The organism is Negadavirga shengliensis (assembly GCF_042652345.1).
GTDB classification, from domain to species: Bacteria; Bacteroidota; Bacteroidia; order Cytophagales; family Cyclobacteriaceae; genus Negadavirga; species Negadavirga shengliensis.
On record NZ_JBHSJJ010000007.1, the window covers coordinates 265,825 to 291,509 of the forward strand.

Below are 25,685 nucleotides of genomic sequence, written 5' to 3' on the forward strand. Positions count from 1 at the left end.
TGAAAAAGAACTCAAAAAGCTGGTCAAGAAATACCCTTCCCTCAAGTCCGAATATATCTAATTGATTGAAAGTCTTGAAAAAGATCCAAAACAGGGAACCCTCCTGTTCAAGAATTGCTATAAAATCCGGATAGCGATTAAAAGCAAAGGTAAAGGAAAATCCGGTGGCGGCCGGATTATTACCCATTTTGCCGTATCAGATGGAACTGTCTACCTACTTTCCATCTACGATAAATCCGGTCAAGAATCTGTAACTGATGCTTATATTCAGTACTTATTGGATGGGCTCTAATTCAATTTTTGCAATATCCCTCCATCATTCCTTCCTCCCCCACAAATAAATCACATGAACCTGTCCCATAAAGGCGAATTTATGGTCACCGGAAGGGAATTCGGGGGTGCTGTCGGGAGTGAGCTGCCATTGGTAGTTGAGGCCGTTGATAAACTGCAGCTTGGAGCTCACCAATAAGTTGTCCCATTGATGGTCAAACAGGAGTCCAAGGCTGAGGTCCACCCAGGGCTGTCTTTCCTGTTGCTGTCCAAAAGCCCGGTAATAAAAATCCTGGTGGTTGGCCACTCTTTCCAGCAAAATCCCCATTTTGTTCAGCTTTTCCACAAGGGAAAATTCCAAGGTCTGGGCATTGGAGCCGACACCGGTTCCTACACCAAGAGGCTGGCCGTAATTGGTGAAGCCCCGGGCAATATAATGCGTATGCCAAGTCAACCCACCCAACAATCCCCAGTACCGTACATACCTATTCACAGATTCCTGCTGATGTGTAATTTCGCCCCTGATTTGGATATTTCTTGCATATTCTGAAAGCCCAAATATTTTATTGAAGCCCATAAGAAAAGCTCGGGCATGATCAGGATTTAAGATAAATTCTCTCCAATTGTAGGAGTGATCTCTTTTACCATATTCAACATAAATTTCCGCATTGGCCTGTTGATTTAAGTACCGTCCAAATACGGTTACCTGCTGATCTTTACCTTCAGAATCCCTATCAAAACCTACTCTGGTTTTTTGCAAAGGGTCGATTACAGGAAACCAATCCCGAAAAGAACCACCTCTCATCGTATTATACTGCTGATAAGTCCTGCTCACCCCCAGAAACAAATTGGGAATCCATTTTGGATTGTAACTGATTGAAAAGCCATTTAAGTACTTATCGTCGCCAGAAAACTCTTTGAAAAATTTTGAATTTAATTCGTTAAATTGAGTAGGAGGTAACTGAGACTCAATTAGATTTCCTAAAATCAATTGCATCTCCAGGTTTCCCAAAAAAGTTTTGGCTGGTTTGATGGTATTTAATGTAAGATGAGGAAATCCAGGGGCATTATTTCCGATAGTTAAAGTATTAAATTGGCCTGGACCCCACCAAATGTTTTGGGTTGACACCCCCAATTCAAATGCTCCATACTCTGCTGTGAGCTTGGACTGTCCCCACCATAATTTCGAATACACCCCTTCACCGAAACGTTCAGGAAAATCTCCCGAATTCCAATAAAGAAACCGTGTTCTGGTTACTCCCTCATCAAAAGTATCGGGAAATCCTGGATAGGCCAAGTTCTGGGCAATTACAAATTCTGGTTGAAGCTGTACATTTAAGAAAAGAAGTTTCGCATGGCCGCCCAGAGTGGTGAAGTTTTGTAAACCCACATTTGGAATCATCAATCCATTTCCCCATCCGTAAGGTCTATGGGTGTTAATTAAAACAGAGTTTTGAACCGGGAACAGCGTAAGTTTTTTTTTGAATATTTTATGCTGCTTTTTCCCTTGTTCGGACTCGGTTTCAAGAAAAATGAATTTCCCATTAGCTAAATAGCTATAGGCTAAAGGGCGTATATTAAGCGAGACATCAGAATCAATTTCTCCAAGAAGCTGTTTTCGGCGCAGTCCTTCCTCAAATGCACCTGATCCCGTTCGGAGGTTTTGGGCAAATGTGTGGAAACTGACAAAAATAATAACTATAAACCAAAAAGGTATCTTAAAAAAAATGCTAGGATTCATTTATTTAATATTTGAATAATATGATAAAAGCAAATACAACTAAGTATTCCATCAATTTTCCAAATTAATGGAATACTTAGTTGTATTTCAGAATTTTTTATAACATCAAAAATCTTTTTTGAAGATTCCTGACCTAATTAATGGTTAGAAAATGATGAGCCGCCAGATAAGGACTTATTTCACCAATCTTAGTATTTCATTCTTCCGGACAGTTGAACTAAAGTTTGCTTCATAAAATGATTTTGCATTTTGGCCCATTATATCTCTATGGTCCTTGTCAAGCCGACTTAAATTAAGAATTGTATTAGCTAAAGATTTAAAATCGCCATTTTTAACAGCATAACCACATTTAGCATTGTTAATAATCTCTGCTCCTTCTCCTGAAATCATTCCGACAATAGGCTTCCCTGATGCCATATACGCTTGTAATTTTGCCGGAACTGTCATTGAAAATATTTTTTCATCTTTCAATGAAAAAAACAGCGCAGATGCTTTATCAAAAAAATAAGGCATATATTTAACGTCATGACTTCCATAAAAAAAAACTTTGGAATCTAGTCCACTGTCTTCAATTTTAGTTTGAAACCATTTTTTACTTCTCCCATCACCAACAAATAACCAATTAATATCTTCTTCTTTTAATTTTAGAATAGCCCTAAAAACATTTGTAAAATCTTGTGCTTCTCCAATATTCCCTGCATACATAATATTAAACCCTGAAGGAAAGCTATATTTATGAGTTGGAACTAAAATATTTTGGTCTTGAAACGCATTTTCCGCCCAGTTAGGGAAATATTGAATTTTGTCCGGAATTGTTCGTTCATTTGCTTTGATTATAAAACTTTTTGATCCCACTAAAATATGATCATATTTATTATATATCCATCTCACCACGATCTCTACTAAATCCAAAGCCTTAGCGGATTTTATGATCCCCATAGCCTTTAAAGTGTCCGGCCACATATCCAAATCCCAAAGGATCATGTTAGGTCTTTTAAAAAAACGATAAATGATGGGAGGAATGGCAATCAAAATAGGACTCGTATGATGTACAATAATTGTATCAAATTTTTTCTTAAAAAAAGAAAGGAATATAGTATAAATTAAAGTAGAAATAAAATAAGTTAAATAGTTTACAATAAGCCTTATTTTCGACCCGCTTCCTCTAGATACTAATGGAAGTCTTATTACGTCCACTTTTCCATACTTAGCTTTATTGTTTTTAAATAAACCATATCCCTCATGAAAATTTCCCGAGGGATAATTAGGAATTCCCGTTATTACCAAAACCTCACGTCCTTCTCCGGCAAGCCATGAAGCTACTTCATTTACTTTGAAATTTTCAGGATAAAAATGATTCGTATATATTAAAACTTTTCTTGCCACACTACTCTTTTTATGTAATCTACATAGGAAATGATTATTCTTACCACCTTGGAAGATACATTGGACTTGCTATAATCCCTAACCAAGTTATAGTTTCTTTCGGTACCAACTTTCTGCTCGGCAAGTTGGTCTATTCCCTGATTAATCCTTTCCGCATTAAGTCCCACCATCATCACTGATGCCTCTTCCATTGCTTCAGGTCTTTCATGAGCCTCCCGGATGTTCAACGCTCGAAAGTTTAAAATGGAAGATTCTTCTGAAATTGTCCCACTATCTGAGAGCACTGCAAAGGACCTCATTTGAAGGGCATTATAATCTATAAAACCCAATGGCTTCAAAAACCGGATCAAAGAATGAGTTTTTACTCCTTTCTCTTCTATCATTTTTCTCGTTCTTGGATGTGTGCTGACAATAATGGGATATCGGTATTTTTCCGCCAACATGTTTAAGGAATTGATCAATCCATTAAAATTTATGGAATTGTTTATGTTTTCTTCCCTGTGGGAAGAAACCAGAAAATAGCTGTCCTCATCCAATTGCAATTTTTTCAATATATCGGAATCTGTTATTTGATCAAGATAATGGCCTAATACCTCATACATAGGAGAACCGGTCTTTATGATCCTATCAGGGGACAACCCTTCACGTAAGAGATATTCCCTTGCTATATCACTGTATGTAAGATTGATGTCAGCTATATGATCAACAATCTTTCGGTTTGTTTCCTCGGGCACTCTTTGATCAAAGCATCGGTTTCCTGCCTCCATATGAAAAATCGGTATATGTCTTTTCTTTGCAGGTATTGCACAAAGGCAACTGTTTGTATCTCCTAGGACCAAAAATGCATCTGGATTAGTGGACAGTAATAAAGGTTCAATTTTAATCAGAATATTCCCGATGGTGTCAGTAGCTGAATTTCCCGATGCATTTAAAAAATGATCCGGTTTCCTAATACCCAAATCATCAAAAAAGATTTGATTTAATTCATAATCATAGTTCTGTCCAGTATGAACTAGCACATGATCAATGGCCGGAGACGTATTTAATGCCTCAATAACCCTTGAAAGTCTTATAATTTCAGGACGTGTGCCGACCACAGTCATTACTTTTAGTTTTGTCATGCGTATTCTATTAAACTACCTCAAAATAAGTATCTGGATCTTTAGGATCATAAAATTCATTAATCCAAAAAATCGTTAAAAGTTCCTCTTCTCCAATATTTTTTATGTTGTGGGTATACCAAATGGGCATATCTACATAAGAAGGTTCCTCCCCATTTAAAGTAAATTCAATAACCTTATCCGTTCCCACTCTTCTTAGTTGAATCAAAGCCTTCCCTTTTATGACAGAAAATCTCTCTATTTTGCGTGTATGGAAATGGTTCCCCCGAGTTATACCAGGAGCTGTAGTTGAAAAAGAGACCTGTCCGCCCATTCCCAATCGGATAATTTCTACAAAAGCTCCCCTTGAATCAGTATGTTGGATATATTTTACTGGAAAAGTTTCTTGATGGGGCAGAAAACACCTAAACGTGTTGAAAAGGTTAAGCTCAAAATTGGTATATAGTGAAGGGATCTCTCCCTTTTCCATGTAGACAAATTTATAAAATTCCAACTGACCCAATAGATCGGAGACTTTACTGATGGATGTACAGGGAACCTCATAGAAGGAAGGAGTATTATTAGGGTTTTCCATGATTTTAATCATTTCTGTAATCAGTTCACCCACATATATCAACTTTAATTTTCCATCAACTTTAATTTTTGGGTTTTCTCCATGGGTAAGCTGATGGCAGAAAGTAGCAACGACAGAATTGTAATAAGGTTCACCGAAAGGTCCAAAAACATTTGGAATCAACAGACCGGAAAAGTTCGCTTTGTTCTTTCTTGCCCACATTTCAAATAAAACCCTCCCTTCTTTTTTTGACAAGCCATAAAGATTGTCTTTTTCTTCTTGAGTAGAAGAAGCAAATAGAACATGGGGAAGAGATTGAGTTTCCTCGAGTGCTTTGATCAAATACTTTACCAACCTAACATTGGTATCATAGATCACCTGTGGATCATCGTGTCTATTAAGAGCCGCTAAATGGACTATGACATCGCATCTTCTAACAAATTCCTTCAATTTGGCTTGATCAAGAAAAAATGATCGTTCAAAAGGAACACATTCAAAATTTTCTCTTAATCCAAGAGCGTTGAACAAATGCGTCCCAATAAATCCGTTCTTTCCTGTTATCCCTACTTTAATCATATCAGAAATTGATTCTTCCGTCTTTAACTTAGGAATTGCTGAAGGGATGATTCTCCCAAAACATCCTCTCTGATTAGAGGAAGTTTCAATAGCAGCTCCTTCATTCCTTCGACATCCAATCGTTGCGTATTGTGGGAATGATATTCTTCCAAACTAGATACCCTGGGTTCCCCTTCTGAAAAATATTGCGCATAATTAAGGTCTCTATTGTCAGCAGGAATTCTGAAGTAATTGCCTAAATCCTCTGCCTTAACCATATCCTCCCGGTTTACCAAAGTTTCAAAAAGCTTTTCCCCGTGCCGGGTACCAATAATCTTAATTTTACTCTTTGATTGGTAAAGTTCTATCAGCGCTTTGGCGAGTACTTCAATAGTAGCCCCTGGGGCCTTCTGAACAAAAAGATCACCTTGTTGACTATTTTCGAAAGCATATAGTACCAGGTCCACTGCATCTTCCAAGGTCATCATAAACCTGGTCATTTTTGGATCTGTAATGGTCAATGGAGCATTCCGCTTAATTTGCTCTACAAATAAAGGAATTACCGAGCCTCTTGAGGCCATTACATTGCCATACCTTGTCCCACAAAAAATTGTTTTTTCGTCAGGCAAATTTCTTGACTTTGCCACCATCACCTTTTCCATCAGGGCCTTGGACATCCCCATGGCATTTATAGGATAGGCTGCTTTATCAGTACTCAAAACTACGGCCTTTTTAACTTTATATTTTTCTGCCGCGGAAAGAACATTATCTGTTCCAAACACATTAGTTTTAACTGCTTCCAAAGGAAAAAACTCACAAGAAGGCACTTGCTTTAATGCTGCGGCATGAAAAATATAATCCACTCCCTTCACTGCCACTTCTACCGAATTCAAATCCCTTACATCCCCAATATAAAATTTCACTTTTGGATCTTTCAACCTGTTTCTCATGTCGTCTTGTTTCTTCTCATCACGGCTGAAAATCCTAATTTCCTCAAACCTATCATCATTAATAAACCGATGAAGAACCGCATTTCCAAAAGAACCGGTTCCTCCAGTAATCAATAGTGTTTTATTCTTGATCATATTCATTAAATAGCTTTAAATACAAAGATTCGGACATGTTTATGTCCTCTGTATACTTTCTTTTCCAATAGGACAGAGCACTTTCGCTATGTCTTTCATAGTCTTCCTGATTTAACCTTGAAAGTGAATTTAATATTTCCAAAAACTTTTTGGGGGAGTCCAATGGAATAGACCACCCTGCCTGCCATTTTTCCAGATTTTCCCAAGGATGCTGATCGCTCAAAATAACCGGACACCCATTTTGAAGGGCCTCTGCGATAACGTGACTGTAATTTTCACCCTTAGTAGGGAAAAACAAAAAATGATGTTTTTGAAATAACTCATGGGTCTGGTGATAACTTACTTCTCCTTGAAACTTTACGCTGACATTGGGCGGCAATTTTTTAACAAGGGTCTTGCATTTTTCAAAATATTTAAGATCCTCAAGGGGGCCATATAAAGAAAGTTGAACTGGAAAATGCACGTGTGTTAGTATATTTATTGCATAATCAATATTCTTGATTTCCGCTATTCGCCCAATAAACAACAGTAGAAGTTTTTTCTTTATAAGTACTTTTGAATGATTAATCTTTTTAAGCTGAGAGTAATCCAATCCTTGTTTAGAGAGATTAGGGGCAATGAACGTTTTTGCATTAAAATCCAGTAGCCTAACAATTTCCTTTTCTTCCTGGATTGTAGTAGCATGCCACATAACCTTCCGATGTATTTTAAGAGATTTGAAAAAATATAAGAAAGCTTTTTTCTTTCTGCTTTTAATCGCCAATGCCCCCGAGGAAAATTCGCCTCGGGGAGCTATAATGATCTTCTTTTTATAAAACAACCCAAAAAACATAGGTAATATGGCGAAATATGGACTAAAAAAGCTATTCAGATAAATTGTATTTGAATTTCTAATAGAAGATAACATTTTCATAAAGCCAGTGAAGTTCCTATGTAAATAACAAACTTTATAACCTTGCTTATCCAACCATTCATTCAAAGCTAAATTAGGATATGGTACCGAATCCCGAATGTCCCTATCTCTGGTGATTAGATAATAATCCCCCAATTCACTAGTTGATTTAATGAGGTTTTGAATAGAACGAATAGGTCCGCCAGCTTTAAACCCTGGCAAAAAGTAGTCAGCAAAAATTAACACCTTTTTTTTCATCATATATATTCCCAAATCCACTTATGGGGTTTTATAACAAAATAAATTAAATTTATAAAAACCAGAATCATAGAAATGGGAACTAAATGACGTTTTATATCTCTCATGAAAAGAGGTTTAAAATAAAACAGAGTTAGAAACCCGGTAAGAAATCCATAGTAAATTCGGGTAGTCATACCAAAATACTTAATGGAATAAATACTTCCCACGAAAAAGAGACATACGATTAGAAAAAGAAATCCCTCTCCCAAACCTGTGAAAAAGGTCTCTCTATCAATCAAAAATGAGGCTAAAAAGGCGGATAAAAACATTAGACTGGAAAATGATGAAAAGGCCTTCGTTAACATTTGAAAAAAAGTTTCTTTCCCCAATTCTCCCATAAAAGGCCAGAAAAAATACCGAAACGGATTGGGTTCATAAAAGATTGAAGGAAACCGCTTTATCCAAAACCCAATCATAGTATCCTTGGCTTTTTGATCTCCCTCCACATAAGTTAATGCAAGTTCCCGCCTGTGAAAAGGAAGGGCACTTTCTGCGCTTTCCCCATCAGGTAGTAAAGCAATTCCTAAAGGAGCCACTATCGTCTTAGGAATTGGGGCAATTTTATAAATCAAAACCCCAAATAGAAAAAGACCCACTACAAAATAGCTAGGGCTGATCCTTACTTTTATGACATACACCATCCCAAATAACAACAGGCTGGGCAGAAACATGAGTAGGACATGAATTCGTGTGATACCTAACAGAAAAGCCCCTATAAATACCCAGCCAATTCTTTTCGGAACCGCGGAGATACCCGCAAAAAAAGTTAAAAATCCAAGAGCAGCAAATCCATCTCTTAAAACAAAGGTGGAATAATACCATCCTATTGATATCAAAAGAAGTAGAATTAATGATTCCTTTTTGGAATAAACGGGCTGGTTAAATAAAAAAAAGAGAACCATCCCCCAAAGAAGGGTAAAGCAGATTTTAGCAAAAATACCAATTATTATATAATCATTGAAAGGAGAAACCAAATAGATAAAATATTTATAAAAGAAATAACTAAAGTCCAGATCACTCTGTTGTATACCTCTTTCTCCAAAGTCCATTGCTGCGGAAATAAAGAAATCCTGGTCCCCTCCGTGATACTGATCGAAAAACCAAAACACCTCCACACTAGAGCCTATCGCGAAAATTACTCCCCCTAGGTAATACGTAATAAGGTATCTGCTGAAGATTTTATCAGAGTAAATCAAGGTGGTAAATGCCGCTAATACCAATAAAATCAATAACATGAATTTTCTAAGTCTTCAGCAAAATGGTAAAAGTTATCGATGGCATTATATTTATTCTTCCATATTTGAAAAGCATCGCGTCTGAATTTTTTCCACAAGGTCCTATTTTCGTAAAAATCCTTAATGGCATTGGCCAGTTGATTTTCATCCAAGGCCGCAGGGAGAAGAAAACGCCAAGATGGGTCGATAATCTCCGCATTACCCCCTACATCACATGCCATACAAGGAACACCAAAAGAATAGGCTTCCATAATGGATACAGGTAACCCTTCTGATGAGGAAACATTTAAAAACAAGTCCACAAAATTATTCCGGTAGTAATCGTATACATAACTATGGGACTGACCACCCATCAGTTCAATACAAATATTTTCGTTACTATTTGTCTCTACCAACTTCTGTACCTCATTCAATTCCTTTCCACCTCCTATATGCACCCAGTACACTTTCATCTTTAATTGTAAAACGGCTTTAGCAATCAAATTTACTCTTTTTACCGAAACCACATTCGAAACACTCAAAATATGGAGGACTTCAGACGAGTACATAGAACAAACTTCGCTGGGATAAACCCCTAGCCGGGAAACCACTACCTTTGAAGCTTGAAATCCCTTTTTCAACAAATAATCCTTTCCATCTAAAGAAATACAGTAAACTTTATCCAAGGCATGGCCTACAAAATTATCAAACGGCTTGAGTCCACCAAACTCTTCGTAAAGGTCTTCTCGATGAGCACGGGAAACTGCACAACCTATTTTTCCCCGGTTTCTTAAATATGCAATAGCAGTGGCGGACTCATTTTTCCAGTAAGAATAGTATATGGCATCTTTTTGAATTATTTTTTTTTTTGCCATAAAACCTATTAGGAATGAAATTTTTAAAGACTGCTTGATAACAGCAAATACAGTTTTAATTCCAAATTTACTCCGGAACCTAAAAGAAATAATTAATAATTGGATAAACAGAAAAGGCTTAATTAACCTGAAGGAAAAATTCTCCTGCACAATTGATACTCCGGATGGTAAAACTCTTTTATTCTCATATTTCAAGTTTTTATTCCACACTATTCTTGATGGAATAATAATTATCTCTTTATATTTTTTCTGTAATGTCTGAATTTCATTGTGCAAAAAAGTCTCAGAGTAACTGAATGGATATTCATAACTAAAAATGATCAGTCTTCTGGCATCATTCATATCACCTTTTTTACTTTATAATATCGAAAAAAAACTTCTTTAAACAAAAACCGAATTTTATTCTTTATTCCTACCTTAGGAAACATTTTCCTCATTTCCTTTAAAAAATATTCAGCCTTATCACTTCTCGCTTTTTTAGCTATTAACCAATAATTATAATAAAACTGATAGAGTAAATTCATGTTCTGAACCAGATTTTTGTACGTTTCACAAAATGTGATGTTTGAATCAAAATGGTGGTTCCTGGTTTGTCCTTTTTTCCAATGGATGACCACATCAAAATTGTCATAAAATGTCCAATTTTCCACCAGATGTAATCTTATAAAAAAATCATAATCCTGATTTCTTTGTAGATCCTCATCAAATTTAACCGACCCGGCCAGGCTTCTTTCTACGACTAAAGTGCTGGTCTGAGCAAAGGAATCATCCGATAAAAGAAAATCTACCGGAGATTCCCCAGGCAAAATCCGGCGACTATTCTTTTTGAATTCTTCTTTCGAGTTATTTATCAGGCCACCGCTATACACTGCCTTTGGCTTTGAATATGATAAAAATTTCCATACATTCTTTAATCGCTCACGTTTCCACTCATCGTCCGCATCCAATAAAGCAATATAAGAACCGGTAGCATTCTCAATGCCAATATTTCTACATGCATTTGCTCCTTTTTTTCTAGAAGATGGTCTCTGAAAGATTTTGATTCTACTATTTAATGCAGCAAAATTACTGATAATTTCCACGCTATTATCAGTAGATCCATCATCAACAAGCAACAATTCCCAATTAGTAAAACTTTGGTCCACTACGGATTTAATACATCTTTCTATAGTAGTAGACCTATTAAAAATTGGAACTACAATTGAAAAAAAACTCATATAGACAGTAAATAAAGAACCCTCCAGAGAACTTTTGATAAAACACTTTCCTTTCCTAAAATGACCTTTGCTTTTAAATCGTAATACTTTTTCTTTATTATCAGTTGTTCCCTGGATCCTTTAATGTGTTGGTTTGACCATCTATATAAACTGTCTAAATACATGAACATGCTCTTGTAGTTCCTTTTCGTTATCCGATTTGTTTCATGGACAAACCTTACGGCTATCATATCCCTATGGTCGCCGGAAGTAAAATAATTGTTAAAGGATGCTCTAATCCAAAACTCTGCATCCTGATGAAGCCGTAAGTCCTCGTTAAAATACCCTGATTTTTCAAAAACAGTTTTTTTAAAAGTAATTCCATCTGTGCAAGGAAATCCGTTATCTCCCCTCACCATAGCTTGAAAGAATTCGAAGCCAGCGTAAGGTATTTTTGGATAAGAAATGTCATTATCGGCTTGACTTAATGGGATTTGTTTAAATTTACAATAATCCAACTTGGCCTTATCATTTAAGTATTGAGTCCCTACAGGTTCGTATATCGCATCTATGGAAGGGTTATCCAAAAATTTTTTTTTCGAATAGCTATACCTGTTCGGAAGAAAATAATCATCTGCATCCAAAAATCCAATGTAGGAAAAATTGGCATTTTTGATCCCTAAATTTCTGGAGGCTCCTGCTCCTCTATTGGCTCCGTTTGGATGGCTAAGTAATCTGACTTTTGAAAATTTATCAGACAACTTTCTACATAAAACAAAAGATCCATCTGTAGATCCATCCTCAACCAATATGATCTCACCTACTTCAGGTAATTCAATAGCAGACAGCACAGCCTTTTCAAGATATTTTTCAGCATTATAAACCGGAATTATAACCGATACTAAAAAATCACTTTCCATAACGAAATGTCAACTTGTTCAAATAGATATAAATGATTATCCCAAATAGGATTATTCCATTTAGAATGATACCCAACCCCAAATAAATAAAGAAATAACGAACAAATTTCGGTTCGGAATGCCTTTTAGAAACTACAGGATTCTCAATGTAAAAAAAAACGGGAGTTTCTTTTTTTAATTGAATTTGTGATTGTTCAAAATTTTGACTTAAAGCTGTTAGTATATTAAAAGAAAGATTAACCTCTGATTGTAGATTTTCTTCATTTGTACGAACAGTCTGCGAAATCACCCCTTGATTTTGATCACGAAATTGGGCGAGATTTTTTTGTGCATCTTTATACTTTTTTTCCGCTTCCAATTTACGTTCTTCAATAAATTGTACATTTCTACTCATTTTTTCGGTTTTATAGGCGATTAGAAAATCTTTTAGCTTGTTCAAAATAACTATATTCAACCGAGCAGCTATTTCTGGTTCAGGCATTTTAACCGTAAATGTCAACAATTGGTTTTCAACTTTAATGGCTATCCTTGATTTTATCTGATTAATTGCATAACTCTGATAAGAATTATATTCTCTAAGTTCATTTTCTTCCAAATCGTCAAGAATATCAAAAATATTAGGATCGGCTGTACTACTTTCTAATTCCAAATTTTTGGAAAAAGATTCGGGTAAACTGCCGTTGTTCTTCTCAAGTATGAAAAATTCCTCTAAACTTACTTCTCTTTCAAACATTTTTGAAAAAAACTTAAAACGGGTCAGTTCAAAAATAAATGAATGACTAAGAATAATCTTCTCATATAAATCCGGGTCTATTTGTAGATTATTATCATTCTGTACTGGTAAGTTTAATCCCGCCATATTTGCAAGGTTTCCCAACTGCCCAAAACTACCTCTAGGTGACGATTCAAGTAGGATCTCACTTGTTGATTCGTATTCTTTATTCTGGACAAAGAAAACGACGATTCCAACCAATAAAATCAAAACAATTACTATAGAAAAATATAGTTTCAATTTCCACAGCATAAAAAATAGTATATTCAAATCCAGTGAATCCTGATTCTTTACATAAGACAGTACTTTTTTTAATTCTAACATTCTAGGGTTTTAATTAGATGTTTATCATTGCGATTTATTTATGAGCAATTTAATATCTGGAAGATATCCCATCACGTGATATGCAATTTTCCGCAATTATTACGCTTCTAAAAAGTTATTCGGCGAAAAATTTTCAATAACCCAGACTGCAATTTTATTTTTTCATTTTCTGAAATACCCGTTGCCACATTTGATCAGAAAGTTTTTTCTGCTTTGCACTTTCAATTGTCAATAGTTGACTGATTTTTTTCCTGGAATCGATTTCTATGATCAAATTAATCTTTTCTTCATAATAGGCTTTATCCCTTTGAAGTTGGCATAACCCCTCAGAAAATTTATAATCTTCAAAAAGCATTTCATATTTATGACTCCAACCTGTGGCCAAGCATGGAACGGATTGGGACAATGCACTGACCAACCCGTGAAACCTGGAGGTAATTACGGCAAAACAACTACCTATTATACCTTTGACCAATAAGGGGTTTTCCTCTTCTATTATTGGAATTGGTTTGTCTAATTTTTCATTGACCATTTCGGCAATGGCTTTGTCCTTCTCACTTTCATGGATAAGGAAGAATGCTTTTTGCCCTTTTTGAAGTGCAAGTTCGACCATCACTTTTAAAAAATCCGGATAGCTTTTATTAAAGCTTTCATCGGAAGTATCCATCATTTTTTGGTTGGGGATTATTGCCAAAGAATCCGAGTACTTTTGCTTGTTCTCAGGAAAAATAGGAGCTGTCAAGTTGGTGAAATCCGGTGCTAAGAAAATGTTTTCAGTGCCTTTTTCTATCCTCAACTGATTGAGAAAATCAAAGGAAACTTTATCCCTGGCATAAACTAAATCAGCCTGATTCAGAATAAATTTCATCTTTTGAATCAGATCAGGCTTAGTGAAGGGTCCAAAGGCCTGGGGAAGCAATATAACTTTTTTCCCTTTTGATTTCCATATAGCGAGATGATTGGCCAACCGGGTACCTGCTTTTGCAGCCCCCCATTTGTCCCCGAATGCAAACCCCGATGCATCCAATACTACTTGTACTTCCTCTTCTGAAACCCATCCCAAATTATGTTTCAATCCATTTGGAAGCAACTTAAAAAACCGATTTAAATTAATATTTTTGAACTTTAAATTGGTTTTTGCCTTTATCCCCATGGACCAAATCTTCCTCAGCGGGGATGTAGAATTTACCTCCATTACAAAAATTGTTTCCTGATCATATGTTTTTAATATTTCCACCATGGAATAAAGCATTAATTCAGCACCCTTGTTGACAAAACCAACACCTCTTAATTCTACTATCATTTAATTAAATTTTCTTGTCTGATTCAAATTTCTTTTTTCTGAGAAAGCAACTTTACCTGTGAAGTCAGGATATCCCACTCCGATACACATTATTGGTCTTTGATGGGTAGACAATGATAAAAAATTTTCCATCATTATTTCTCTACTTTCAATATCAGGCCAATTGATGGGACAACTGCTTAATCCTAGGGTCTCCAAAGCAAGCATCAATGCCATATTTGCCAGTGAAGCATCCACATAAATCAAATGCCTGTCTCTTTCACTGAAATAAGCATCCAAGTTACCCACTACTACAATAAATGTTTGGATAGAATGCGCATACCCTTTTGTACCCATCGGGAAATCCACGACCTTTTTCACCAGTTCCGGATCATCAAACACCCTGTATTCAAAAGGCTGTCTATTGCACGCACTTGGAGCCTGTAAGGCCACCAAAATGGCTTTATCTATTTTATCCCTTTCTACCGGCTGATTTTTAAACCATCTTACGGAACGTCTTTGCCGGTTCAGCGCAAAAAACTGCTCGTAAGAAATTGAAGTCATTTTATTCTCTTCCCTCAAATAAGGTATGGAACTTACCTCCCTAATTTCTCCGTTCAACAATTTCTTGGATTTGAGAAATTTTTCCTTCTCTATAGCTATCATTCCAGAAGGCGCCACAGTATCAAAATAAGTTGAGAGTACATCCGTAAACCACTTAAGTTGCTTGGCGTGAGAAATATCCCCATTTTTTACAAAGCCCGAGTAAGAATCTACTGTTTCGCTAATATAGTCCATGGCAAACACCTTTTTCATTGGACGCATCAACAAGCCTTTTTCAATCCTATGGGTATTTCTTACCAATAAATAAAAATTTGCTTTCTGAACTTTTATATCTTCCAGATGCTTAACTTTGCCAGCCAAAACAGCTCTGCATTCTCTTCTAAAAGCCGAAGAAAAAGCAAAATAATACAAGGAAGATAAAAACCTGCTCTTATAACAATACCCTGGCAAGACAGTATCGACGAATTCCCTGTATTTATTGGATATTTTATTTTTTATTTTTTTAATCATTTCAATACTGTCTTCAATTTATCCATCCCAGTTAATTCCGTTTTAATATCATTACCGACCATAAAATATAAGCTGATCAAATACAGTAAAATTGACACAAAAGCTGATACCATCCAATAGATGCCCAATACATTAAAACTGATAAATCCCCCGCAGGAGGCTATGACCAGACTAAGTAAAGCAGGCTTGGTCGCATGAAAAAGAGCGCCTATAGAAATTCCCAATAGTTTTTTTAAATAATATTGGGCGATGATAACACTAAATATTTTATTGACAAGTATGGCCATGGCTGCACCTGTTGTCCCATAATACATTGTTCCAAAAAAAATCAAGGGGATATATAATACCAAAGATTTAAAAAGCTGAAGCCGGAATTCCAAACCCGGCTTACCCATACCCCTGATGAGTGAAGTATTTGAACTAACCATCATGTGAAATATTACGGATAAAGATAAAATCTGAAGAGGAATAATTGTGTCTATCCACTTGTCTCCAAAAAATGCTAATACTATTGGTTCGGCAAAAAGAATCAATAACATCATGATCCCATCTACAACAATGGAATTATATTTGACCACCTTCAGATAATACTTTGTCAGTGAAATTTTATCATCTTGTTTTTTGCCGTAAATGGGATACATCACACTGTTCATTACAGACATTAGCTGCCCCCTGAAAGTATCGGTAAGAGTAAATGCAAGCGTGTAAACACCAAGTGAGGAAACTGATAACAATTTCCCTATTACTAAATAGTCAAATTTATTGATCAGGTTATTGAACACCTGTGTACCCATTGTATTGATACCGAAACCAAAAATATCTTTAAAAGCACCATTGTCCCATATCAATTTTGGTTTCCATCCGGTTGCGAGAAAAAACATTGGCAAAGCCGCAGCATAGGTTGCCACAGAATTAAAAACCAATGACCAAACCCCAAAATTTAAAAAAGCCAAAACAAGTGAAATGCAGCCTGCAAAAATACTGCTTGAATTATTAATATAGGTAAGTTTCCTGAAATTTAAATCTCTGGTCAACTGTGCTTTGTGAACTAAATTTACAGGGTTGATCAAGATACCCAAACTTAAAACAGGAATAATTTCCTCTAGAATAGGCTCTCTGTAAAAATTTCCTGCAAGGGGGGCCACCAAAGTTATAATACAGATGTAAAGAAATATGGACCATATAATACCTGTCCAAAAAGCGGTATGATAATGTTTCTCATCAATTGAATTTTCTTTTTTCTGAACAATCGCCGCACCAAAACCAAGATCATTAAAAACTTCAATAAAACTCGTAAACACCACTGCCATACCAATCAACCCAAATTCTTCAGGGAATAATATTCTGGCCAAAACCAGCTTGATGACGAATGCAAAAGATCTGTTGACTACCAGCTGGATGGTAGTCCAAAATATACCCCCTAAAATGCTATTTTTTAAACCTGGAGACATAAATTATCTAATTGATCGGTAAACAGTAGTGAAAATGGATTGTTTTCTCAATTAATTGTAACTACTTTATGGCGACCTATCCATCAATATCGTCAAAGGCATAACCTATCTCTGCCCAGCTCGTATTTTGGGAAAGTAGGTCAGAAATAGGAATTATGGGTTCCTTTGACACCGTCTTTGGAACATCCCCCATTGAATGGGCCTCTTTTACATCCTTTTTTGAATCACCATCAGGTTTAATAGTAACGCTCAACTTTGAACACTTGCTTCAAGCCTCAAATATCCACCGTTGTTTTTTACTCTCTTTTTATTTCGGTCAAGCACTGGTTCGTTAATTTCCTGAAATAGCGCTCGGCTGTTCGGAGCGAAATATCTCACAATAATACACCCATTTCCTCTTCTATCACCAAATAACAAAAAACATCCCGTAAAGAAACCATTTCTTTTTTATCAAGATTTTTTCTATTTCAAGATCCTACACAGCCTCTTTAACCCATTATGCCACCTTTGAACTTTCAATCCTCCCTGATTGGGGGTTTTACCCCTCCATGTCATCCGCTGTCACGGGTTTGGTTTTTAAACTATGCTTTTAGTTTACAGTCATACCATCCCTTCCGCATTTTGTGGAACATTTCCCAACATCGCTCCAACTCTCACAAATTCTCGTTTAGGGGGATGTAGGGGGCAGGGTAAAATACAACACCAAGACATTTTCTGTGATCTTTGTGGTCCTTCGCGTCGTTTATGGAAGTCAGCTTTTTGTGGGATTTGAACTCAGACAATTGTCCAATTCTCAATTTTGATCCCCTATAGTTGATTGAAATGCTTTAAATTTATCTACAAGGTTATATTTACCATTTAAAAAATAGATGATGATGTAGGTATCCAATAGATACATCTACAATAAATTTTCCAGCTTTCGGTCTGTTTTTCGACTTTCTCTAATTTCCCTGACGATTTCCTCCGCGCTTTGTTCTGATTCCCAGGATCCAAAAAGCTCCACAAAGATTTTTTCTTTTTCTCCTTTCCCTTAGCTAACTTTTATGGATTTTTTAATCTTATTGATCAAATCCACCCTGACCTCTTCACTAAGATTTTTGATCATCCCAAAGAAATTATCCGAAATGGCTATTTTTCCTGTTCCCATAATTTTATACAGATTAGTAAACTAAATTTACGTAAAAATTCACCCCCCGTAGTATCAGTAAAATTTACTTCAGCCATTCTTTGGATTTTTCTTCAACTTCCTTTTGAGTTAAGACTTCACCTTTCTCAACCTGCTCTTCTGACTCATCAATATCGGCTAATAAAGAAAGTTGTTCATAAACATCTTCCAAGGTTGAATCTTCAGTCAATCTATCGGCTATTTGATTTAAATATTCTTTTAGTTTTACTGCTTTCATAGATTACCTGTCTGTCTGTCTCGACAAAGGGCAGGATGTGTGCAGAAAGGGCTCTTTCGCTGACCAGATCAACCGGTTTTTTCAACACTTCCTCCAACTCATTTTTGATCTTTATAAACCCCAATCCAATATGAGCGGAATAATCCAATTCAACCAATATATCCACATCACTGTCCCGTCTGGCACTTCCTCTGGAATGCGATCCAAAGAGATAAGCCTTCTTGACAGGGCTACCTGCAAGCACCTTCCTTATTTTTACTATCTCGCTTTTGGAGAGTCTCATTTTTAAATATTGATTACAAACAGGGCATCGAACAGAATGGTTATGCCTGCTAATTTCTTCATCTTCCCAACAGTACGCTCCCCTCTTCCTCTTCTCGTATTCTAACAAAAGTCAGTATCAAATAATCCCGGTTAACTTTAATTCTTCAATTGTATCCATTGTAGCTAACAGCTCGCTCACAAAGTCCCCCTTTAGGGGGATTTAGGGGGCAGGGGGTAAATTACCTTGACGCCACCCTATCCACCAAAATCGCCAACGTCGCCAAACTGGAGGCCATGCCTATCCAGGCTTGGACTGGCATAGGCTGTCTCGGTGGCTTTTTAGGCACAATGATCTCTGCCCCCGGTTCGATGCTTGGAAAGAAGGTCAGGAACAGGAATTTATTGGTCCTTTTGACATCGCCGTTGGCATAAACCACATAGGACCGCCCTTTCCTGGCTTCCTCTGTGAAGCCGCCGGCTCTGGAGATATAATTACGGAATCCCCGGTATTCTTCATACCGTGCGGTGGTGGGATATAAAACTTCTCCCCTCATCCTTACGGTCTGCAGTTCTTTGGGAATGCTGATGATATCCCCTTCCTGCAGGATCAGGTCATGCTTGGAACCAGGCTCCTGCAGTATCCTTTCCAGGTCGATCCCTATCAACTCCTTTTCCCTAAATGCCACTTGCATCACCGTGCTGTCAGCACCCTCCAGAAAGGCATACCGGTCTTCGGCAAATGACCTCCGCTCTCTTACGTCCGAATCTTTTTTGATTTTCTCCTCCCTCAGCATCTCCACCCTGCTTTTCAATCTCTCCAGCAACTGCTGTTCGGCTTCCACATTTTCAGCAGCCTCTTCTCTGTCAAGGTTCTTCAGCAGGGACTCAAGATTTTTTAATTTCCGCTGCTCCTCATCCACCTCTTTGTAATACTCCGTCCGCCTGATCAATGTGGCGCCTTTGGGATAGGCAAACTGGTTCAATCCGCCCGCCCTTCTGAGCACATCAGAGATCCTTTCATCCCTTTTTTCCAGCGCGAAATCCCCTGGATAAAATACTTCCCCTTCCACCTTGACCAGTTTGTCACGTTGAAATCCGGGGCTTTTTCTCACAAATACATGATCAAACGGTGACAGGGTCATGTTCCGCTCCCCCTCGTTTAAACTCAAGTCGCCGTTGATGGATAAGGTTATCACTTCCGCGATCTTTCCACTGGGGTCATCTTTCACCCGTCTTGCAATCTCTATAAAGGAACTGGTGGCGGATTCTTTAAGCCCTCTGGCCTTCACTACCAGATCGCCCACCGTCATATTTTCTCCGTACTGATAGACGCCTGTGCGGTTTACCTCCCCCGAAATCTGTACGTAGTATTCTTCCTTCAGGTCATAAATACTGGGGATGTTGAGGATGTCCTCCCTCCTTAAAGTGATGTCGGGCGCATTCCCGTCCAGGATTGCACCTATGTCCACAGAAAGGATCTCCATGGTAAAATCCGGTTTGGTCCGGTACAAAGTGGCCCGGTTCCTGAAAGCATCCCCCCTCAATCCTTCCGCCTTCTCTACCAGTTCTTTGATGGTCATGCCATCACTCAAGGCAAATTCACCGGGTCTAAACACCGCACCGGACACCTGCACCCGGTTCTCGTACCTTTTCAGCACTTCCCCCACCTTAAAATGATCCCCATCCCTTAGCGGAAAGTCATCGTAGGCTTCTTCGTAAATATTGTCGACCTTCATCTCCCGGTCCGTAGTCCTCCGCACCGTAAGCATGGACCGGTAGGCACTGCTGCCAAAACCTCCAGCAAAACGGATGAGGTCATTGAGGTTTTCATGGCCCTTCATTTCGAATAGGCCTGGCCTTCTCACCGGCCCCTCCAGTTCTACCCGGCTTTGGGCAGGACCGACAATGATCACATCATTATCCCTCAACACTACATTTCCGGATTGGTTGCCCGAAACCAAGAATTCATATACATCCACTTCCGCCTCCAATTTGCTGTCCCGGTAAACCTGGATGTTCCTGAAGGTACCGTTTTCACTGGGACCGCCTGCCGCATAAAGGGCATTGAACACACTGGCAAAAGAAGGCAGCGTATAAGTTCCCGGCCTTCTCAGCTCGCCGGCCAGGGTGACTTTAATGGACCGGATATTCCCCACACGTAATTGCATATAGGTATTGGGGTTATTACCCCCCAATCCGGAATAAATGTTCCTCAGGGCGTTGCGGATCCTGGAAGTGGCAGCTTCCACCGTAGCCCCTCCTACCTCTACCGGCCCTACATTTGGAATGAATACACGGCCTTCCGGGGAAACCGTTAAGTCATAGGATTGCTGCGAAGCCCCGTAAATGTCAACCAACAGCTGATCCCCGGCCCCCAACACATATTGTTGGGGAGTGGGTAGATTCAGACTTGGACTGAAGTCAAGCTGCCGGTTGTGAAACAGGGTAAATCCAAATATTTTTTTTTGGGTAGGGCTTAAATCATAGTATGGGTCTGCTTTCCTCAATGAATCAAATACACCTGCATCATATTCCAGGCCCTGCACCTGCCTTGCTCCTCTCTGTCTTTGTGTCCCCCGTTCCTGATCCTGCCTTCCCGGCATCCGAAGGGCTTCTATTCTTTGCCTCAATTTACTGATTTCGCCGGCCGGCATGCCCCTTTCCCTGGCCATGGCCTCCAGTTGTCTTTCATTCATCCCGGAAGCCTCTGCTCTCCGGATCAGCTGTTCTATCTGGGCATCTGAAAGCTCATCCACCCGTACATTCTGAATATCCTGCAGTGACTGGGCCACCACCAACCCATGTATCCATAAAAAAAGAAAAACCAACAGGGGTTTTACATGAGGAAAATCATTCTTTCGCATATTTTATTCTTTTCATTGGCAGACAACCACCGGTTTTACTTTTATCCGGACTATTCGACACAGCTTCGCCTCCTCAGTCACAAAGGGCAACGGAGCAAGTTGGTAAAAAATTTTAAAAATCGATTGAAATAAATCTATTTCGGAAATTACGGCACAAAAGTAATGAATCCATGTGTAAATACACAATGGAAAATTTATGGATGAAAATCAGGCTGTCCTGAACGTCAAGTAAAATGGTATCAGGGAGGATAGAAACCCCTCTTTTCAAAGAGGATTTTTTCAAGAACTTCCCCCAAAAACCCTTCAAGGGTTCGGAACCCCTAAAGGGTTAACCAAAAAAAAATGGAGGACAAAACCCAATAGTCGTCCCCCATGTATCTACAATAAAGAATTTTTCTCCCGGTCCTATTCTACCTGGTTGAGAATTTTATGTCCTCCGTTCATCAGGTGAATGTCTCTTTTAAACAAACTTACATCGGAAGATACCATGTCCTCTATCAGCATGGCCAGATCATATTTGGGCTTCCAGCCCAAGTTCGTATGCGCTTTGGAAGGGTCACCAATCAACAAGTCCACTTCGGTGGGCCTAAAATAGGCCGGGTCTATCTTCACCAAAACATCCCCAGGTTGGACTTTGAAGTTTTCAATCTCTAATGCCTGTACGGCTTTTTCCTGGTCTATACTATCCAGGATGCCTTTTTCTTCCAACCCTTTTCCTTCAAATCTGATATTGAAGCCTACTTCAGCAAAAGCCATGCGGATAAAATCCCTGACTTTGGTGGTAACGCCGGTGGCTATAACATAATCCTCCGGCTCTTCCTGCTGCAGCATCAGCCACATGGCTTCCACGTAATCCTTTGCATGCCCCCAGTCCCTTTTGGCGTCCAGATTACCCATGTACAACTCCTTCTGCAGTCCCAAAGCGATCTTGGCTACTGCCCTGGTGATTTTACGGGTAACAAAGGTTTCACCCCTTAAAGGTGACTCATGGTTAAAAAGTATGCCGTTGCAGGCAAACATGCCATAGGCCTCCCTGTAGTTCACCGTGATCCAATAGGCATACAGTTTGGCCACCGCATAGGGGGATCTGGGATAAAAAGGTGTGGTTTCGGATTGCGGCACGGCCTGCACCAATCCGTATAATTCGGAAGTTGAAGCCTGGTAGACCTTTGTCTTTTTTTCCATCCCCAATAGCCTTACCGCCTCCAATATCCGCAAAGTACCTACGCCATCTGCATTGGCCGTGTATTCGGGGGTATCAAAACTCACCTTCACATGGCTCATGGCCGCAAGATTATAAATTTCATCCGGCTTGGTTTCCTGGATGATCCGGGTCAGGTTCATGGAATCTGTCAGGTCACCATAATGCAGAATCAGCCGCTGATCCTCATCATGGGGATCTTGATAGAGATGGTCGATTCTATCCGTATTGAATAGGGATGCCCTTCTTTTGATCCCGTGTACTACGTATCCTTTTTCCAAAAGCAGCTCTGCCAGATACGCTCCATCCTGTCCTGTAATTCCCGTAATTAATGCCGTTTTCATTTTATTATTGTTTTTCAATGTATTGCCTAAAATATAATCTTTTGTAATATGGGTCCGGTGTTCAGTCAAGTATCAATTTCCGGGTTAACTAACGAATTTATTGTCCACGCCTTCCTGACCACAGTCAGGAATTCCGTTAATAGGCACGAGTTTTTTCCCAAAAACAGCAATTTCAGTTATATTATCCTTGTCCTTCGTGTTAATTCCCCGAATCCCGTTGACCGGGTTCGGGATTTGTGGACAACCAAGGTCTCCCGGAAATCAGCAGCTTCACAAACAAAGGTGAATTTTCTGGTTTTCCGTTACTATGGAACTGACGCAAACAAGCCCTGAATACTACGGTTGACCTAATTCTAAAATTTCACTTCTTTTATCTGACTGATGTTGCCGACAAACCACCGGTATGTATCCCGAACACCTTCCTCCAATCCTGTTTTGGCCTTCCAACCCGCTTCGGTCATTTTGGACACGTCCATGAGCTTCCGGGGTGTGCCGTCAGGTTTACCAGAATCCCAGATAATGTCTCCCTGGTGACCTGTAACTTTTTGGATCAGTTCGGCAAGTTCTCTGATGGTCAGATCTTGCCCTGTTCCCACGTTATATAAATTATCTTCAAAACGGTTTTCCATAGCGAAGACTACCGCATCGGCCATATCATCAACATGTAAAAACTCCCTTTTGGGCGTTCCTGATCCCCATAAAGTCACCGGCGCATGCCCGTTTTCCCTGGCTTCATGAAACTTCCTCATCATGGCCGGCAATACGTGGGATGTCTCCAGATCAAAATTATCATAAGGCCCATACAGATTGGTAGGCATGAGGCTGACAAAATCCTTGCCATATTGCTTCCTAATGGCCTCGCATGCCTTTACTCCGGAGATTTTTGCCAGCGCATACCATTCATTGGTAGGCTCCAAAGGACCTGTGAGTAAATATTCCTCCTTCAAGGGCTGCGAAGCCAGCTTAGGATAGATGCAGGAGCTGCCGAGAAAAATAAATTTCCGGCAGTCGTGATGCAAGGCGCCGTCTATCAGGTTATTCTGGATCAACATGTTTTCCATTAAGAACTGGTAGGGATAGTTGTTGTTGGCCAATATGCCCCCTACCCTTGCGGCGGCATCGATGACCACCTCGGGATGATACTCCTTATAAAAGGCCCGAACAGCAGGCTGGTCCCTTAAATCAAGATCCTTGCTGGATTTTCCGATCAGGTTTGTATAGCCTTTTCTTTCCAAAGCCCTCCAAATGGCGGCACCCACCATGCCTTTATGCCCCGCCACATAAATTTTTGAACTTCTATCTAACATATTATCAGTGCAATAATTCCGGATTCTCTTTTTCCAGTTGCTCATAGATTTTTTTGACATCCTGGGCCTTTTCCTTATTCAGCACAAGGATCGCATCCGATGTCTCTACGAGAATAACATTTTCCATTCCCAAAAACTCAACCCTTTTTTCCGAGCCCAGCACCAGGTTGCTGCCTTTCCTTCTGGGATCACCTTCCCCAATATGTTCATACAGCGCCTCGAATGATCCCATATCTGACCAGGTAAAATCCGAGGGCACCACCTTTATTTTTTTAGAACGCTCCATTACCGCGTAGTCCACACTTATAGAGGGGATATTTTTGCTTGGTTCCAATGGCAAAAAACCGTTATCAGCCCCTGCCAATGCCTTTTGCGCGGCATCCAGTAAGGCGGGTTCATAAATTTTCAGCTCCTGAAGATAGATATTTGCTGAAAAACAAAACATCCCGCTATTCCACAGAAAATTACCACTCCTGACAAATTCTTCAGCAAGCTCGAGATCAGGCTTTTCCCTAAAAGAAACCACCTCGTTTCCCCGGTGCTCAATATAGCCGAAGCCGGTTTCCGGTCTCGCGGGCAACAAGCCAAATGTCACCAGATAACCCTCCTTCGCCAGCTCCACAGCTTTCCGAAGTGCTTTCTCATACCTGGGTTGATTGGAAATCAGGTGATCCGAGGGGGTCACCAGCATGATGTCTTCCGGATCCAGCGACAACGCGGCAAATGCGATTGCGGCAGCCGTGTTTCTGGGCAACGCTTCCACGAGCTCCAGATAATCTCCGGGGGATATTGAATGGAGACAATCTCTTGACAATTGGTAGTTGTCAATCCCACCGACCACCATCAACTTATCACAGATGCCCTTGTTTCTCTCCACTGTCAACTCAAAAAGGGATTTATTATCGAAGATGGGCAGGTATTGTTTAGGTCTGCTTTTTCTGGACAACGGCCACAGCCTGCTACCTATTCCCCCCGATAAAATTACGTTTACAATATTCATAAATATGAATTTAAAAATATTAATTAAGACAAATTCTTTTAAATGCCGATTGGCCTTAAAGTTAGTAAAAGCGCCTATATTTGAGGGTAAAAGTAATAAAAAAAATCAAAATGCAAATATAAATATACAAAACACATATTTTTTTATTCAAAAATATATGTTTTGTTTTCTGGATGAAAAAGCCGGTACGGTTACAGTTCAACAAATATAGTCAATTTTCCAGCAGCCATTTTAAACCCAAAAAATCTTTGCAGATACTTCATTAATAAATATTTTTGTCCTTTTAACCCT

Annotated in this window: 21 protein-coding genes; 1 reads left to right on the forward strand and 20 read right to left on the reverse strand. The window is 38.9% G+C overall.

The genetic code is table 11. The annotated features are described in order from the left end of the window. Positions 1-316: 316 nt before the first annotated feature. The 20 genes from ACFPFU_RS14170 to ACFPFU_RS14265 form a co-directional block, all read right to left on the reverse strand. A complete protein-coding gene (locus ACFPFU_RS14170; protein ID WP_377065420.1) occupies positions 317-2,011 on the reverse strand; it encodes a capsule assembly Wzi family protein in 1,695 nt (564 codons plus the stop codon). A gap of 174 nt (positions 2,012-2,185) precedes the next feature. Then, a complete protein-coding gene (locus ACFPFU_RS14175) occupies positions 2,186-3,397 on the reverse strand; it encodes a glycosyltransferase family 4 protein (protein ID WP_377065421.1) in 1,212 nt (403 codons plus the stop codon). Continuing rightward, complete coding sequence (wecB, locus tag ACFPFU_RS14180) at positions 3,379-4,518, reverse strand: non-hydrolyzing UDP-N-acetylglucosamine 2-epimerase (protein WP_377065422.1); 1,140 nt, start codon at positions 4,516-4,518, stop codon at positions 3,379-3,381. Before wecB ends, ACFPFU_RS14175 begins: the two co-directional genes overlap by 19 nt. 10 nt (positions 4,519-4,528) lie before the next feature. After that, positions 4,529-5,647 (reverse strand): polysaccharide biosynthesis C-terminal domain-containing protein, encoded by a 1,119-nt coding sequence (locus ACFPFU_RS14185; RefSeq protein WP_377065423.1) that lies wholly within the window; start codon positions 5,645-5,647, stop codon positions 4,529-4,531. Positions 5,648-5,670: 23 nt separating this feature from the next. Further along, positions 5,671-6,711, reverse strand: a complete 1,041-nt coding sequence (locus tag ACFPFU_RS14190; RefSeq protein WP_377065424.1) for a polysaccharide biosynthesis protein — start codon at positions 6,709-6,711, stop codon at positions 5,671-5,673. Next, on the reverse strand, positions 6,698-7,864 hold the full coding sequence (locus ACFPFU_RS14195; protein WP_377065425.1) for a glycosyltransferase family 4 protein: 1,167 nt from the start codon (positions 7,862-7,864) through the stop codon (positions 6,698-6,700). Before ACFPFU_RS14195 ends, ACFPFU_RS14190 begins: the two co-directional genes overlap by 14 nt. Continuing rightward, a complete protein-coding gene (locus ACFPFU_RS14200) occupies positions 7,861-9,138 on the reverse strand; it encodes a hypothetical protein (RefSeq protein ID WP_377065426.1) in 1,278 nt (425 codons plus the stop codon). Before ACFPFU_RS14200 ends, ACFPFU_RS14195 begins: the two co-directional genes overlap by 4 nt. Beyond that, positions 9,129-10,334 (reverse strand): glycosyltransferase, encoded by a 1,206-nt coding sequence (locus ACFPFU_RS14205; protein ID WP_377065427.1) that lies wholly within the window; start codon positions 10,332-10,334, stop codon positions 9,129-9,131. Before ACFPFU_RS14205 ends, ACFPFU_RS14200 begins: the two co-directional genes overlap by 10 nt. Next, the gene (locus ACFPFU_RS14210; RefSeq protein WP_377065428.1) at positions 10,331-11,209 is read right to left on the reverse strand and encodes a glycosyltransferase family 2 protein; all 879 of its coding nucleotides are present in this window, start codon (positions 11,207-11,209) and stop codon (positions 10,331-10,333) included. Before ACFPFU_RS14210 ends, ACFPFU_RS14205 begins: the two co-directional genes overlap by 4 nt. After that, positions 11,206-12,108, reverse strand: coding sequence for a glycosyltransferase family 2 protein (locus ACFPFU_RS14215; RefSeq protein WP_377065429.1), 903 nt, complete (start codon positions 12,106-12,108; stop codon positions 11,206-11,208). Before ACFPFU_RS14215 ends, ACFPFU_RS14210 begins: the two co-directional genes overlap by 4 nt. After that, on the reverse strand, positions 12,098-13,204 hold the full coding sequence (locus ACFPFU_RS14220; protein ID WP_377065430.1) for a Wzz/FepE/Etk N-terminal domain-containing protein: 1,107 nt from the start codon (positions 13,202-13,204) through the stop codon (positions 12,098-12,100). The genes ACFPFU_RS14215 and ACFPFU_RS14220 overlap by 11 nt, the downstream gene beginning before the upstream one ends. A gap of 154 nt (positions 13,205-13,358) precedes the next feature. Then, complete coding sequence (locus tag ACFPFU_RS14225; protein ID WP_377065431.1) at positions 13,359-14,507, reverse strand: polysaccharide pyruvyl transferase family protein; 1,149 nt, start codon at positions 14,505-14,507, stop codon at positions 13,359-13,361. Beyond that, complete coding sequence (locus ACFPFU_RS14230) at positions 14,508-15,560, reverse strand: nitroreductase family protein (protein ID WP_377065432.1); 1,053 nt, start codon at positions 15,558-15,560, stop codon at positions 14,508-14,510. Continuing rightward, positions 15,557-17,011, reverse strand: a complete 1,455-nt coding sequence (locus ACFPFU_RS14235) for a lipopolysaccharide biosynthesis protein (protein ID WP_377065433.1) — start codon at positions 17,009-17,011, stop codon at positions 15,557-15,559. The genes ACFPFU_RS14230 and ACFPFU_RS14235 overlap by 4 nt, the downstream gene beginning before the upstream one ends. A gap of 1,211 nt (positions 17,012-18,222) precedes the next feature. After that, positions 18,223-18,414, reverse strand: coding sequence for a hypothetical protein (locus ACFPFU_RS14240; RefSeq protein WP_377065434.1), 192 nt, complete (start codon positions 18,412-18,414; stop codon positions 18,223-18,225). After that, positions 18,368-18,697: a nucleotidyltransferase family protein gene (locus ACFPFU_RS14245; RefSeq protein WP_377065435.1), complete on the reverse strand. Its 330-nt coding sequence runs from the start codon at positions 18,695-18,697 to the stop codon at positions 18,368-18,370. The genes ACFPFU_RS14240 and ACFPFU_RS14245 overlap by 47 nt, the downstream gene beginning before the upstream one ends. A 220-nt stretch (positions 18,698-18,917) precedes the next feature. Next, the gene (locus ACFPFU_RS14250) at positions 18,918-21,542 is read right to left on the reverse strand and encodes an SLBB domain-containing protein (protein WP_377065436.1); all 2,625 of its coding nucleotides are present in this window, start codon (positions 21,540-21,542) and stop codon (positions 18,918-18,920) included. 405 nt (positions 21,543-21,947) lie between these two features. Then, positions 21,948-23,087 (reverse strand): GDP-mannose 4,6-dehydratase, encoded by a 1,140-nt coding sequence (gmd, locus tag ACFPFU_RS14255; protein WP_377065437.1) that lies wholly within the window; start codon positions 23,085-23,087, stop codon positions 21,948-21,950. 353 nt (positions 23,088-23,440) lie between these two features. After that, complete coding sequence (locus tag ACFPFU_RS14260; RefSeq protein ID WP_377065438.1) at positions 23,441-24,394, reverse strand: GDP-L-fucose synthase family protein; 954 nt, start codon at positions 24,392-24,394, stop codon at positions 23,441-23,443. Positions 24,395-24,398: 4 nt separating this feature from the next. Further along, complete coding sequence (locus ACFPFU_RS14265; RefSeq protein ID WP_377065439.1) at positions 24,399-25,394, reverse strand: mannose-1-phosphate guanylyltransferase; 996 nt, start codon at positions 25,392-25,394, stop codon at positions 24,399-24,401. Between the two features lie 4 nt (positions 25,395-25,398). Between ACFPFU_RS14265 and ACFPFU_RS14270 the strand changes: the two genes are divergently transcribed. After that, positions 25,399-25,605 (forward strand): hypothetical protein, encoded by a 207-nt coding sequence (locus tag ACFPFU_RS14270; RefSeq protein ID WP_377065440.1) that lies wholly within the window; start codon positions 25,399-25,401, stop codon positions 25,603-25,605. Positions 25,606-25,685: the final 80 nt, after the last annotated feature.

Bases quoted from the DNA above. Each gene is read 5' to 3' on its own strand.
- gmd (WP_377065437.1), bottom strand. From the start codon at position 23,087: ATGAAAACGGCATTAATTACGGGAATTACAGGACAGGATGGAGCGTAT.
- ACFPFU_RS14225 (WP_377065431.1), bottom strand. From the start codon at position 14,507: ATGATAGTAGAATTAAGAGGTGTTGGTTTTGTCAACAAGGGTGCTGAA.
- ACFPFU_RS14260 (WP_377065438.1), bottom strand. From the start codon at position 24,394: ATGTTAGATAGAAGTTCAAAAATTTATGTGGCGGGGCATAAAGGCATG.
- ACFPFU_RS14240 (WP_377065434.1), bottom strand. From the start codon at position 18,414: ATGAAAGCAGTAAAACTAAAAGAATATTTAAATCAAATAGCCGATAGA.
- ACFPFU_RS14245 (WP_377065435.1), bottom strand. From the start codon at position 18,697: ATGAGACTCTCCAAAAGCGAGATAGTAAAAATAAGGAAGGTGCTTGCA.
- ACFPFU_RS14235 (WP_377065433.1), bottom strand. From the start codon at position 17,011: ATGTCTCCAGGTTTAAAAAATAGCATTTTAGGGGGTATATTTTGGACT.
- ACFPFU_RS14270 (WP_377065440.1), top strand. From the start codon at position 25,399: ATGAATTTAAAAATATTAATTAAGACAAATTCTTTTAAATGCCGATTG.
- ACFPFU_RS14220 (WP_377065430.1), bottom strand. From the start codon at position 13,204: ATGTTAGAATTAAAAAAAGTACTGTCTTATGTAAAGAATCAGGATTCA.
- ACFPFU_RS14210 (WP_377065428.1), bottom strand. From the start codon at position 11,209: ATGAGTTTTTTTTCAATTGTAGTTCCAATTTTTAATAGGTCTACTACT.
- ACFPFU_RS14200 (WP_377065426.1), bottom strand. From the start codon at position 9,138: ATGTTATTGATTTTATTGGTATTAGCGGCATTTACCACCTTGATTTAC.
- ACFPFU_RS14190 (WP_377065424.1), bottom strand. From the start codon at position 6,711: ATGATCAAGAATAAAACACTATTGATTACTGGAGGAACCGGTTCTTTT.
- ACFPFU_RS14265 (WP_377065439.1), bottom strand. From the start codon at position 25,394: ATGAATATTGTAAACGTAATTTTATCGGGGGGAATAGGTAGCAGGCTG.
- ACFPFU_RS14215 (WP_377065429.1), bottom strand. From the start codon at position 12,108: ATGGAAAGTGATTTTTTAGTATCGGTTATAATTCCGGTTTATAATGCT.
- ACFPFU_RS14185 (WP_377065423.1), bottom strand. From the start codon at position 5,647: ATGATTAAAGTAGGGATAACAGGAAAGAACGGATTTATTGGGACGCAT.
- ACFPFU_RS14230 (WP_377065432.1), bottom strand. From the start codon at position 15,560: ATGATTAAAAAAATAAAAAATAAAATATCCAATAAATACAGGGAATTC.
- ACFPFU_RS14195 (WP_377065425.1), bottom strand. From the start codon at position 7,864: ATGATGAAAAAAAAGGTGTTAATTTTTGCTGACTACTTTTTGCCAGGG.
- ACFPFU_RS14250 (WP_377065436.1), bottom strand. From the start codon at position 21,542: ATGCGAAAGAATGATTTTCCTCATGTAAAACCCCTGTTGGTTTTTCTT.
- ACFPFU_RS14170 (WP_377065420.1), bottom strand. From the start codon at position 2,011: ATGAATCCTAGCATTTTTTTTAAGATACCTTTTTGGTTTATAGTTATT.
- ACFPFU_RS14205 (WP_377065427.1), bottom strand. From the start codon at position 10,334: ATGAATGATGCCAGAAGACTGATCATTTTTAGTTATGAATATCCATTC.
- wecB (WP_377065422.1), bottom strand. From the start codon at position 4,518: ATGACAAAACTAAAAGTAATGACTGTGGTCGGCACACGTCCTGAAATT.